Source organism: Acrocarpospora sp. B8E8, assembly GCF_039871605.1.
In the GTDB taxonomy this organism is placed as follows: Bacteria; Actinomycetota; Actinomycetes; order Streptosporangiales; family Streptosporangiaceae; genus Acrocarpospora; species Acrocarpospora macrocephala.
In genome coordinates, this window is sequence record NZ_JBDPLV010000018.1 from 132,008 (window position 1) to 144,265 (window position 12,258).

The window sequence follows — 12,258 nt, forward strand, 5'->3', positions numbered from 1 at the left end:
TGATCCTCTCCTGCGACCTCTCTAAAGATACCGATGAAGCATTGCTGATATCTCAATAAGTCTCTATCGTCATCTCAACCTTCCATTGATTAGATACCGCCTTGCCGTACAAGGAGAACCGTGGACGATCCCCTCAGCGGAGACTGGCGCGTCGGCGCCGACATCGGCGGCACGTTCACCGACGTCATCGCACTGGGCCCCGACGGCCGACTCGTGCCCGTGAAGCTGCTCACCACACCGCCCGGCGTCCACACCGGCGTCGTCGACGGCACCACCGCCGCCCTCACCGAGGCCGCCGTCCCCTCGGAGCGGGTGCGCGCGATGCGGCACGCCACCACCGTGGCCACCAACGCGGTCCTGGAGGCGCGCGGCGCCCGCACCGCTCTCGTCACCACGCGCGGCTTCCGCGACGTCCTGGAGCTGGGACGGCTGCGCCGCCCGGCGCTGTACGACCTGTCCTGGGAGAAGCCGGTGCCGCTGGCCACGCGCCGCCACCGCTACGAGCTCACCCAGCGCATCACGGCGGACGGCCACCTCGACCCTCCGGCGGACGACGCCGAGATGACCGCGCTGGCCGGGGAGATGCGCGCGGCCGGTATCGAAGCCGTCGCGGTGTGCCTGATCAACTCCTACCTGCGCCCCGACGAGGAGCGCCGGGTCGCGGCCCGTCTCGGCGAGTTGCTGCCGGGCGTCTACGTGACGGCCTCGGTCGACGTCTCCCCCGAGATGGGGGAGTTCGAGCGCACCAGCACCGCCGTGGTCAACGCCTACGTGGGCCCCGTCGTCCGCGACTACGTCACCCGCCTGGGCGGTGGCCTGCGTGAGCGAGGCATCCGCGCCCCCTTGATGATCATGCAGTCCTCCGGCGGCCTGCTGGACGCCGCCTCGGCGGCCGGACAGCCCGTGCGGATCATCGAGTCCGGTCCGGCCGCCGGCGTCATCGCCGTGCGGAAACTCGCCGAACTCATGGGCCTGGGCAAGGTGGTCGCCTTCGACATGGGCGGCACCACCGCCAAGGCGTCACTGATCGAGCACGGCAGGCCGTTCGTGGCCGCCGACCACGAGGTGGGCGGCGGCATGAACATCGCCCGCGGCTTGGGCAAGGGCGCGGGCCACACGGTCCGGGTGCCCTCCATCGACATCGCCGAGGTCGGCGCGGGCGGCGGCAGCATCATCTCCACCGACGCCGCGGGCGCGCTGCGCGCCGGTCCGCGCAGCGCGGGCTCCTCCCCCGGCCCCGCCTGCTACGGCAGGGGCGGTGACCGGGCGACGCTCACCGACGCCAACGTGGTGCTGGGCTACCTCAGCCCGCGGTCGCTGGCGGGGGGCAGGGTCACCATCCGGCCTGAGCTGGCGGAGAAGGTCATCGGCCACGTCGCCGAGCGGCTCGGAGTCGAGGTGCCGGAGGCGGCGCGGGGCGCCTACGAGGTGGCGGTCTCCAGCATGGCCAAGGCCGTCAAGGCCGTCACCAGCGAGCGCGGCCGCGACCCACGCGAGGCCGTCATGGTCGCCTTCGGTGGCGCCGGCCCGCTGTACGGCGCGACCCTGGCCAGGGAGCTGGGCATCGGCACGGTCATCGTCCCCGTGCACACCGGCCTGTTCAGCAGTCTCGGCCTCCTGGTGGCCGACACCGACCGCGAGCTGGCCACGCCCTACCGCGAGGATCTGGCCGGCGACGAGGCGCTCACCGCCGAGTTCGACCGGCTGACCGTCGCCGTCACCGCCGAACTGCGGACGGCCGCCCCGCGGGGCGACGTCGTCGTGGAACGGCTGCTCGACATGCGCTACCGGGGACAGCGCTTCGAACTGCGGGTGGAAGTGCCCGGCGGCGAGCTGACCACGGAGTCGCGCGCCGTGGCTCGAGCCCGCTTCCACGAGGAGCACCGCAGGACCTACGGCCGCGCGGGCGGCGACGACCTGGTGGAGATCGTCAATGTCAGGGTGCGCGGGCACATCCGCGACGGCGTCGCGATCGAGCGTGCGCTGAGGCTGCCCGCCACCGCCCCCCGGCTGCCCGCGACCCGGGCCTGCCGGTTCACCGAGACCGTGGACACCCCCGTCATCGGGCGCACGGACCTCTCTTCCCGGGCCCGCCCCGGCCCGCTGGTGATCGAGGACATGGACGCCACCACGCTCGTCCCGCCGGGTGCCACGGCGCACCTCGACGCGCTCAACAACATCGTCATCCGCTGGATCCCCGAGGAGGCCCGATGACCGTGCGCGACCCCGCCGCCTTCGAGGTGTTCAGGAACGCCATCACCGGCCTGGCCGACGAGATGGCGATCACGATTCTGCGCACCGCGCACTCCCAGATCGTCGCCTCCAGCATGGACTTCTCCGCCGCGCTGTGCGACGCGGACGGCCGGGTCGTCGCGCAGGCGAACACCTGCCCGGTGCACCTCGGCTCCATCCCGGACGCGATGGCCGCGATCCTGGACGCCTTCGGCGGCTCCGAACGGCCCGGCGACCTCTACATCCTCAACGACCCCGACCTGGGCGGCATGCACCTGCCCGACGTGTTCGCCGTCGCGCCGGTCTTCGCCGGCGAGCGCCTCATCGGCTACTCCGTCACCGTCGTCAACCACGCGGACGTGGGCGGCTGGGCGGCGGGTTCCATGGCCGTGCAGTCCACCAGCATCTTCGCCGAGGGCGTGCAGATCCCGCCGTCACGGCTACTGGCGGCGGGCACGATGAACGAGACATTCCTCGCGCTCATCCTGCGCAATGTCAGGGAGCCGGAACTGTTCCGGGGAGACCTGGAGGCGCAGATGGCCGCCTGCCACGCCGGGGCGGCGGGGCTGCGCGCGCTGGCGGGGCGTTACGGCGTCGAAGGCCTGGCCGCGTCCGGCGGCGAGCTGCTGGACCACTCCGAGGCGCTGCTGCGGGCCGCGCTGGCCGAGGCGCCCGACGGCGCCTACACGTTCGAGGACCACATCGACGACGACGGGCTGGGGTCGGCCCGCATACCGTTCCGCGTCAGGGTCGTCGTCTCCGGCGACGAGGTGCTGCTGGACTTCACCGGATCATCTCCCCAGGTCGCCTCGGCGCTCAACGCCACCGCGTCGTTCACCCGGTCGGCGGCCTACGCCTCCCTCCAGGGCGCGCTGGGCTCGGAGATCCCCGCCAACAGCGGCTTCTACCGGCCCTTCTCCTTCATCATCCCGGAGGGCTCGATCCTCAGTGCCCGCCGTCCCGCCGCCCGGGGCGCGCGAGGGCTGGTCGCCTACCGCATCATCGACACGGTGCTCGGCGCGCTCGCCCCCGTCTTCCCCGGCCGCGTCCCAGCGGCGGGCGACGGCGGGCCCGACTCGGTGGCCATCGGCGTCGTCGAGCCGGACGGCACGTCCAAGGTCTTCTGGGACATCCTGTGCGGCGCCTGGGGCGCGCGGCCCGACCGCGACGGCGTGGACGGCATCAGCCCGCTCGGCGCCAACCTCGCCAACACCCCCATCGAGGAACTGGAACGCTCCGGCCACGTGCGCATCGACGGCTACGGCTATCTGCCCGATACCGGAGGGGCGGGGAGATGGCGCGGCGGCCTGTCCACCTTCCGCGACATGACCGTCCTGACCTCGGGGACGACCATCCAGATCCGCTCCGACCGGCGCGATCACCTGCCGTACGGCCTCGCGGACGGCGGGCGGGGCACGCCGTCGTACAACATCCTCGATCCCGGCGGCCCCGGCGAGCGGATCCTGCCCGCCAAGACGGTGCTGACCGTGCCTGCGGGCACCCGCCACCGGCATGTCACCGCCGGCGGCGGCGGGCACGGCGACCCCCTCACCCGCGATCCGGGCCGCGTCCTCGCGGACGTGCTCGACGAGAAAGTGACCCCCGCCCACGCCGCATGCGAGTACGGCGTGGTCATCGTCGGCGACGCCGTCGACGCCGATGCCACCGCCACCCTGCGCGCCGCCCCGACGGCACCCCCCAGAGAAGGGTCATGACCATGAACAAGGCCAACGCCGTCTCCGACGAGGAGACCCGCCGGATGTGGCGCGGAGTCGGACTGCGGATCATCCCGCTGGTCGGCATCGCCTACGTGATGAGCTATGTCGACCGGGCCAACCTCGGCTACGTCGCCGAGCCGCTGTCGCAGGATCTGGGCATCGACAGTGCCCAGATCGGGCTGGCGGCCGGTCTGTTCTTCATCGGGTACATCCTGGTGGAGGTGCCCAGCAACATGATGCTGCACCGGTTCGGCGCCCGTAAGTGGATCACGCGGATCCTCATCACCTGGGGTCTCATCACCGCGGCGACGGCGGCGGTGCAGAGCGCCGGGCAGTTGTACGCGGCGCGGATCCTGCTCGGCTTCGCCGAGGCGGGGCTGGCCGCGGGCATTCTGCTGTACCTGACGTACTGGTTCCCGCAGCGGCAGCGCGCGTGGGCCATGTCGTCCTTCTTCCTGATGATCCCGCTGTCGGCGATCATCGGCGCGCCGCTGGCCGCGGCACTGCTCTCCTGGGGGCAGCAGATCCTCGGCATCACCGGGTGGCGCTCGCTGTTCCTGGTCGAGGGCGTCCTCACCGTGCTGGTCGGGATCCTCGTGTACACGCTGCTGCCCGACCGGCCCCGCGACGCGCGCTGGCTGACGAGCGGGCAGAAGGATCTCATCGAGGGCATCCTCGCCCGGGAGAGCGCGGCGCGGCGGGCGCGCGGCGCGCTGAAGGACATGCGCGAGGCGCTGACCAGCGGGCGCGTGTGGGCCCTGGCGTTCTCCTTCTTCGCGATCGTGTTCGGCCTCTACCCGATCGCGTTCTTCCTGCCCACCATGATCTCCAGCCTGACCGAGAGCCTCGGCGAGAACGCCGCCGTCGACAGCGTGCTGCTGGCCGGCATTCCCTCGGCCGTCGCGATCCTCGCCATGCTGGCGTGGTCGCGCGTCGCGGCGCGCACCTCGGCGGTGACCGCCACCACCGTGCCCATGGCCGTCGGCGGGGCGGGCCTGCTGCTCGCCACGTTCACCCACGACGGGTTGCTGTTCATCGTGGCCGTGTGCGTCAGCGTCTCCGGCATCTACACCGCCATGCCGCAGTTCTGGCGGATCCCCGCGCTGAGCCTCACCGGCGCGGCGGCGGCCTCCGGCATCGCGCTGATCAACTCGGTGAGCAATATGAGCGGCTTCATCGGCCCCTACCTGACCGGCGCCATCAAGACGGCGACCGGCGACTTCACCTACGCCCTGCTCACCATCGCCCTCGTCATGATCGCCGGGCTGGGCATCCTGCTCACCCTGGGCCGCCGGATCGAACGCACCACCGCCCGCGACGGTGAGATGACGCGCAGCGAGGAGAACGTATGAACGCACCCAGCGCCACCGCTCTCATCGTCGGTGACATGCAGGCGGGAATCGTCGGCGCCTACGCCTTCGCCGACGCCGTCCTGCCGGTGCTGGAGTCGGTGATCCCGGCCGCCAGGGACGCGGGCGTCCTGGTGGACTTCCTCGTGGACCGGGTCTTCCCCGCGCGCGGCGTCGAGATCCTCACCGCCGAAACCTGGACCGGCAGCCTCTGATCACGCCTCCCGGCCCGGCTGGGGCACGGGAACGTGGCGGAAGGTGATGGTCTCGTAGGGGCGAAAGTCCCCCGTCTCGAACAGCAGCCCCCGCCGTCCGCTCGTCGACCGGCACCAGGTCGGAGTAGGCGGCGGGGAGGCCGGAAACCGGGTGCGCCACCCGCCAGGTGGTGCCGTCGTCGTGGCTCGCCCGCACGGTCATCAGCGCGCGGGCGTCCGGGGCGGCCGGGCCGGAGTAGAGCAGCACCGGCGGGTCGGCCCACTGGAGCACGCTCCCCTGCACCATCGGTGTGACCAGCCCGGCCTGCGGGCGGAACGGGAGCTGGAGCGTGTTCCCACGTCCGGGCGCTTGGCGAGGACACATCATCCTCGGAGCCGCCTCCCCAAGCGCGGCTCCGCGCGACGGCACGATCCGACCGATACTGCCCGCCCGCGTCAGGTCACCCGGGTGACCGGCATTCTGGGCACCACCCTGGCCGCCGTACGGGCAAGAAGTTCGACCTGTTCCGCGGTGAGTTCCATGACGACCTCGGAACGGATCAGGCCCGCGATCTTGCGTGGGTAGGCGACCGTCAGTCCCTCGCCTTGGACGATCCCGCCCCGGCCTTCGATCCGCCCGCCGTGGAGGGCCAGCACCGGGGTGATGGACAGCTCGATGCCGGTTTCCTTGGTCAGGAGCTGGGCTAGGGCGGTTCCGGCGGAGATCAGGCCCTTCGCGACGGTCGTTCCGTACTTCTCGTCGAAGAAGAGGCGGCCGCCGTAGCGGGCCACGACCGTGTCGGGGCCCCAGGCTTCGTTGTCGATGAGCCAGAGGCCGCCGGGGCCGATGACCAGGTGGTCGATGGAGGCCTGGCCGGGGACGGCGCGGCCGTCCATGACGCGGTAGCCGTACCGGCTGAGGCTGAAGCGGAGGAGGCGGCCCGTGCGGACTTCGCCGCGGCGTTTGCCGCGCCAGACGGCGGTGCGCTCGTGGGCGCGCCAGGCGATCAGGAGGTCGGTGCCGCCGGCTGCGACGCCGGTGAGCAAGCCGACGAAGAGGGGGTTGGACCAGCCGAAGCGGACGGCCATGAGGTTGCCGGCCAGGATGCCTGCGGCCGCGATGGCCGCTCGGACGCGGAGCCGGTTCTTGCGGCCGGCCATCCAGAACGTCAGATAGAGGTTCTGGGGGGAAGAGCCGGTGAACTTCTCATCGCGCGGGACATAAATGGACCCACTTGCCACCCTGTGCTCCCCGAAAATTAGGTCTGCTTTACCTAAGTTGTACCCAATTGGGAGCTCCAAGTCTCGCAAGGTGATGTAATTAACACACTCCCGCTATCTCGGATCGGTTTTAGCGCCAACATGGGGATCTACCGGCGTCAAGTCCGTCCTTCTTGACCGACCAGTCGGTATGCTGGTGTACGGCTAAGGAGGTCACAGATGGCGCGTACGGTGTCGGCTGCCGAGGAACCGGTCAGGCAGCGACTGCTCTCCGTGGCGACCCGGCTGTTCGCCGAGCGGGGTTTCGAGGGCACGTCGGTTCAGGAGATCGTCGCGGCGGCCGGGGTCACCAAAGGCGCCATGTATCACTATTTCGACTCCAAGGATGATCTGCTCCACGAGATCTACGGCAAGGTGCTGCGGATGCAGATGGAGCGCCTGAACATGTTCGCGGACGGTGACAGCCCGATCGAGGAGCGACTGCACGCCGCGGCGCAGGACGTGGTGGTCACCACGGTCGAGAACCTGGACGACTCGAAGATCTTCTTCCAGTCGAACCATCAACTGGCCCCGGCGACCAGCAAGCTCGTCCGAGCCGAACGCCGCCGCTATCACGAACGTTTCCGCGACCTGGTCGTCGAAGGGCAGAGTAACGGGACGTTCCGTGCGGACATCCCGGCCGAGATGGCGGTCGACTTCTTCTTCGGCTCGGTCCACCATCTGGGCACCTGGTATCACCCCGAGGGAACCCTCTCCGGCCAGGACGTCGGCCGCTACTTCGCCGACCTCCTGCTCGCGTCATTGCGGCCAGACTCCAAATCCGAGTGACAAGGACGTATTCACGACTGGCCGGTCGCAGTGCGGATCTCCCCCTCAGGCGGGCCCAGGCAAATCAACCAGGTCCGCCAGTGCCTCTCGGTGGTCACCGGGTGTGCCTAAAGCAATCTCGCTGGTCTTAGCGCGCTTTAGATAGAGATGGGCGGGATGCTCCCATGTCATCCCAATTCCGCCGTGCAACTGCACACATTCCTCAGCCGCGTGTACGGCTACCGCCCCACAGTGCGCCTGTGCCACGGCCACCGCCACCCGGGCGGCGTGAGACCACCCGGACGCGAGTTGGTCGGCGGCGTTGCGTGCGGCGGCGCGGGCACCGACGATCTCCAGCCAGAGGTCGGCCAGGCGGTGCTTCAGTGCCTGGAAAGATCCGACCGGGCGCGCGAACTGGGTGCGTTCCCGCAGGTAGCCGACTGTGCTGGTCAGGCACCATTCGGCGACGCCGAGCTGTTCGGAGGCCAGCAATCCAGCGCCGAAGGCGAGCGTGTCCTGGAGCGCGCTCGGATCGATTGCGATGAACCGCGCGGAAGCCGAAGAGAGGTCCACGGTCGCGATCGGACGGGTGGTGTCGAGCGAGGTCACCGGCGTCACGGTCACGCCCGGATCGTCGGCGGATACTACGGCGAGCCCGGCTCCCACGGGAACGAGGAGCGTGTCCGCCATATCCGCACCCGCGACAGCGGCAATCCGCCCACTGATCGTGGAACCCACGACGGCCACCTCTGGAGCGGCCCCGAGTTCTGTACTGCCCACACGCGCGGCGAGGGGCGGTCGATAAGGCGAGGACGCGAAGGGCACCGCGAGAGTTGCCGTGGTCTCCCCCGCCGCGAGTCGTTCCAGCAGGTCAGCGGTGTCGGTCGCGTCGGCGGCGGCGAGCAGTGCGCGGGTCGCCAGGACGGCGCTGGTCAGATAGGGAACCGGAGCCACGGTGCGCCCGAGTTCTTCCAGGACCACGGCCGCTTCCCGCGCCGAAGCCCCGGCGCCACCGAACTCCTCCGGAATCAGCAGCCCGGCCACGCCGATGTCTCTCGCCAGCACCTTCCACAGCTCCCCGCCGTCGGCCGCGCCCGGGGTCGCCTTGTCGGTGAGCAACTCTCGGACCGCGGCCCGCAGCTGTTCCTCGATCTCGGTGTAGAGCAAGGTCATCGCGGGAGGTCCTTCCACGGCACGTCCTTGTCGACGCGGGGCTCGGAGGGGAGGCCGAGGACTCGCTCGGCGACGATGTTGCGGAGGATCTCCGAGGTGCCGCCCTCGATCGAGTTGCCCTTCGCGCGCAGGTAGCGGTATCCGGCGCCACGGCCGAGGAAGTCGACGCCGTCAGAGCGGCGGAAGCTCCAGTCGTCGTATTCGAGGCCCTCGTCGCGAAGCAGTTCCACCTCGAAACCGGAAGCTTCCTGGTGCAGCTTGGCGAACAGGAGCTTCATCCCGGAACCCTCCGGTCCGGGCTGCCCCGCCGCTAGTTGTTCCCTCAGCCGGGCACCGGTCAGGCGCGTGATCTCGCCCTCGACCCAGAGTTTGAGCAGTCGCTGATGCAGATCGTGGGTGCGCAACTCGGGGCGGTCTCGCCAGGTGTCGGCGAGGATGCCGACCATGGTCCGGCGGCTGTTCGGGTTGCCGCCGCCGATGGCCACCCGCTCGTTCATCAGCGTCGTCTGGGCGACACGCCAGCCGTCGCCGACCGGGCCAAGACGCAGGTCGTCGCTGAGCCGCACACCGGTGAGGAAGACTTCGTTGAATTCGGCTTCGCCGGTGATCTGGCGGAGCGGGCGGACCTCGACGCCGGGGGCGTGCATGTCGCAGATGAAATAGGTGATGCCGCGATGTTTGGGCACGTCGGCGTCGGTGCGGGCGACCAGGATGCCCCATCGGGACAGATGCGCGCCCGACGTCCAGACCTTCTGGCCGTCCACGACCCATTCGGCGCCGTCCCGGACCGCGCGAGTGGCCAGCGAGGCGAGGTCGGAACCCGCGCCGGGTTCGCTGAACAGCTGGCACCAGACTTCCTCCCCCGTGTAGAGCGGGCGCAGGAAGCGTTGTTTCTGGTGCTCAGTGCCGTACGTCAGGATGGTTGGCGCGGCCATGCCGAGGCCGATCGCGATCCGGCCGGGGTGGTTGTCGGGGGTGCCGCGCAGGAGCTGTTCCACCAGCGATTGCAGGTCGCGGGGCGCGCCGAGGCCGCCGAGGCCGACCGGGAAGTACACCCAGGCCAGACCGGCGTCGAAGCGCGCGCGAAGGAACTCCGTCGAGTCGGTTGTGGCTGGGTCGTGCTCGGCCAGGAAAGCGGCCACCCGTTCCCGTACCGCTGTCGCATCCACCTGTTCTCCCCTTCGCAGTGCAATCAACCGGGCGGGCATCGGTGCGATTACTGGCTCATGTGCTTCTTCAGTTCGCGGTAGGCCAGTGAACGTTTGTGCACCTCGTCTGGTCCGTCGGCGAAGCGCAGGCTGCGTGCGCCCGCCCAGAGGGCCGCCAGCGGGAAGTCCTGGCTGACGCCACCCGCGCCGTGCACCTGGATGGCCTTGTCGAGGATCCACTCCACGGCGATCGGTGTGGCGATCTTGATGGACTGGATTTCAGCGTGAGCGCCCTGATTGCCGACGGTGTCCATCAGCCAGGCGGTCTTCAGGACCAGAAGGCGGAGCTGTTCGATCTTCACCCGGGATTCGGCGATCCAGTCCTGGACCACGCCCTGCTGGGCGATGGGCTTTCCGAACGTGGTGCGGCCCAGGGCACGCTTGCACATCATTTCGACGGCGCGTTCGGCCATGCCGATCAGGCGCATGCAGTGGTGGATCCGGCCAGGCCCGAGGCGCGCCTGAGCGATGGCGAAGCCGCCGCCCTGCTCGCCGATCAGGTGGTCGGCCGGAACCCGGACGTCTTCGAAGATCACCTCGGCGTGGCCTCCGTGATCGCTGTCGTTGTAGCCGAAGACGGTCATGCCGCGCTTGACCGTCAGGCCGGGGGTGTCCCTGGGCACGAGGATCTGGCTCTGCCGACGGTGGGAGGCCGCGTCCGGATCGGTGACGCCCATCACGATGAAGATCTTGCAGTTGGGGTTCATCGCGCCGGTGATGAACCATTTGCGGCCATTGATCACATACTCATCGCCGTCGCGGGCGATGGAGGTGGCGATGCTGGTGGCGTCGGAGGATGCGACGTCAGGCTCGGTCATCGCGAAGGCGGAGCGGATCTCGCCGCGGAGCAGTGGTTCCAGGTATTCCTTGCGCTGCCATTCCGTGCCGAACTGGGCGAGCACTTCCATGTTGCCGGTGTCGGGGGCGGCGCAATTGGTGGCGGCCGGGGCGATGGCCGGGGATCGGCCCATGATCTCGGCGAGTGGCGCATACTGCAGGTTACTCAGGCCCGCGCCGCCGTGGTCGCCCGGGAGGAACAGGTTCCACAGGCCGCGCCGGCGCGCCTCGTCCTTGAGGTCGTCCAGCAGCGGCGGAGCGCTCCAGCCGCTCTCGGCCGCCTGGTGCTCGAACGCGGCTTCGGCTGGGTAGACACATTCGTCCATGAAGGCCGACAGGCGTCCTGCCAGTTCCGTTGTCGTCTCGTCGTAGCCGAATTCCATCACTTCACCTCTCTCAGACCACGCTCGACCAGCGGTTCGACCGTGGCGCCGACCTCGGCGAAGCCATCTCCGACGGTGAGACCCTGGGTGAAGCGGAAATGGATGCCCTCGGCGATCACCGCGAGCTTGAAACAGGCCAAGCCGATATACCACCCGAGTCTGGACAGATCACGGCCGGATGCTTTGGCGTAGTGGGCGGCGAGATCGCCGCTGTCGATGGAGAAACCGGCATCGGCGGCGGAACCAGCGTCGGCGGGAAACCCCGTGCCCGCGCCCAAGCCGGTATCCGAGGACAAGCCGGTATCCGCAGGGAAGCCGCTATCCGTGCGGGGGACGGTGTCGAGCATGGCGAAGTCACCGTAGAGCAGGAACAGTGCGAGATCGGTGAGTGGGTCTCCGAGCGTGGACATCTCCCAGTCGAGCACGGCTTTGAGCTGACCGTTCTCGATGAGGGTGTTGCCGAGTTTGAAGTCGCCGTGCACGATCGCGGGCGGGCCTGAGTCCGGCACGGCTTGTGTCAGCCGGGTGTGCAGTTCGTCGATTCCGGCGACGTCTCTGCTCCGCGAGGCGTCGAGTTGCCGTTTCCAGCGGGTGACCTGCCGGTTCAGGAAACCCTCGGGGCGGCCGAAGTCGCCGAGACCGACCGTTTCCGGGTCGATGGAGTGCAACGCGGCGAGGACGTCGGTCAGGTCGCGGGCCAATTTCGGGGTGAGGGGTGGCTGGCCGCCTGGCACGAATTCCATTACGTAGAAATCCGCGCCGATGACGTCCGGATCCTGGCAGAGGTGGTAGGTGCGCGGGACGGGGACCGCGGTGTCCTGGAGGGCGGACATCACGCGATATTCCCGGCTCATGTCGTGTGCGGTGGCGAGCACGTGCCCCAACGGTGGGCGCCGGACCACGAGGGTGTGGGAATCGTCCCGGACTATATAGGTGAGATTGGACTTGCCGCCCTGGATCACGTCGGCGGTGAGCGGCCCTTGGGTCAGGCCGATCCGCTCCAGATGACGGGCGAGACGCGGGAGATCGAGTCCGGGAACGTTCACTCGGGCAGCATACCGACCAGACGGTATGCCTGTCGAACGTTACCCTTGCGGTATGGAACCTATGTTCTTTTCGACCCCCGAGAATTGGCG

Annotated in this window: 11 protein-coding genes; 5 read left to right on the forward strand and 6 right to left on the reverse strand. The window is 69.4% G+C overall.

Translation table 11 applies throughout. The features are described from left to right. The first annotated feature begins 120 nt into the window (after positions 1-120). The 4 genes from ABGB08_RS19760 to ABGB08_RS19775 are packed head-to-tail and all read left to right on the forward strand — an operon-like array spanning position 121 to position 5,514. On the forward strand, positions 121-2,214 hold the full coding sequence (locus tag ABGB08_RS19760; RefSeq protein ID WP_347592287.1) for a hydantoinase/oxoprolinase family protein: 2,094 nt from the start codon (positions 121-123) through the stop codon (positions 2,212-2,214). Beyond that, positions 2,211-3,947, forward strand: coding sequence for a hydantoinase B/oxoprolinase family protein (locus tag ABGB08_RS19765; protein WP_347592289.1), 1,737 nt, complete (start codon positions 2,211-2,213; stop codon positions 3,945-3,947). Before ABGB08_RS19760 ends, ABGB08_RS19765 begins: the two co-directional genes overlap by 4 nt. Continuing rightward, the gene (locus ABGB08_RS19770) at positions 3,944-5,302 is read left to right on the forward strand and encodes an MFS transporter (RefSeq protein WP_347592291.1); all 1,359 of its coding nucleotides are present in this window, start codon (positions 3,944-3,946) and stop codon (positions 5,300-5,302) included. Before ABGB08_RS19765 ends, ABGB08_RS19770 begins: the two co-directional genes overlap by 4 nt. Then, positions 5,299-5,514 (forward strand): hypothetical protein, encoded by a 216-nt coding sequence (locus ABGB08_RS19775; RefSeq protein WP_347592293.1) that lies wholly within the window; start codon positions 5,299-5,301, stop codon positions 5,512-5,514. The genes ABGB08_RS19770 and ABGB08_RS19775 overlap by 4 nt, the downstream gene beginning before the upstream one ends. On the opposite strand, the gene ABGB08_RS19780 is transcribed toward ABGB08_RS19775, so the two are convergent. Together ABGB08_RS19780 and ABGB08_RS19785 are read right to left on the reverse strand one after the other, a co-directional pair. Then, positions 5,483-5,881, reverse strand: a complete 399-nt coding sequence (locus ABGB08_RS19780) for a sialidase family protein (RefSeq protein ID WP_347592295.1) — start codon at positions 5,879-5,881, stop codon at positions 5,483-5,485. The two genes, ABGB08_RS19775 and ABGB08_RS19780, sit on opposite strands and share 32 nt — an antisense overlap. A gap of 68 nt (positions 5,882-5,949) precedes the next feature. After that, the gene (locus ABGB08_RS19785) at positions 5,950-6,735 is read right to left on the reverse strand and encodes a nuclease-related domain-containing protein (RefSeq protein ID WP_347592297.1); all 786 of its coding nucleotides are present in this window, start codon (positions 6,733-6,735) and stop codon (positions 5,950-5,952) included. 198 nt (positions 6,736-6,933) lie between these two features. Between ABGB08_RS19785 and ABGB08_RS19790 the strand changes: the two genes are divergently transcribed. Continuing rightward, positions 6,934-7,542 carry a TetR/AcrR family transcriptional regulator gene (locus ABGB08_RS19790; protein ID WP_347592299.1) on the forward strand — a complete coding sequence of 203 codons (609 nt, stop codon included), beginning with the start codon at positions 6,934-6,936 and terminating at the stop codon, positions 7,540-7,542. Positions 7,543-7,587: 45 nt separating this feature from the next. On the opposite strand, the gene ABGB08_RS19795 is transcribed toward ABGB08_RS19790, so the two are convergent. Genes ABGB08_RS19795 through ABGB08_RS19810 form a run of 4 tightly spaced genes read right to left on the reverse strand, consistent with a single transcriptional unit; the run spans position 7,588 to position 12,168 of the window. Beyond that, entirely contained in the window at positions 7,588-8,694 is a 1,107-nt protein-coding gene (locus ABGB08_RS19795; RefSeq protein WP_347592301.1) for an acyl-CoA dehydrogenase family protein, read from the reverse strand. After that, the gene (locus ABGB08_RS19800; protein ID WP_347592303.1) at positions 8,691-9,863 is read right to left on the reverse strand and encodes an acyl-CoA dehydrogenase family protein; all 1,173 of its coding nucleotides are present in this window, start codon (positions 9,861-9,863) and stop codon (positions 8,691-8,693) included. Before ABGB08_RS19800 ends, ABGB08_RS19795 begins: the two co-directional genes overlap by 4 nt. Before the next feature lie 47 nt (positions 9,864-9,910). Then, positions 9,911-11,122, reverse strand: coding sequence for an acyl-CoA dehydrogenase family protein (locus tag ABGB08_RS19805; RefSeq protein ID WP_347592305.1), 1,212 nt, complete (start codon positions 11,120-11,122; stop codon positions 9,911-9,913). Further along, the gene (locus ABGB08_RS19810) at positions 11,122-12,168 is read right to left on the reverse strand and encodes a phosphotransferase family protein (protein ID WP_347592307.1); all 1,047 of its coding nucleotides are present in this window, start codon (positions 12,166-12,168) and stop codon (positions 11,122-11,124) included. The genes ABGB08_RS19805 and ABGB08_RS19810 overlap by 1 nt, the downstream gene beginning before the upstream one ends. Positions 12,169-12,258 lie beyond the last annotated feature (90 nt).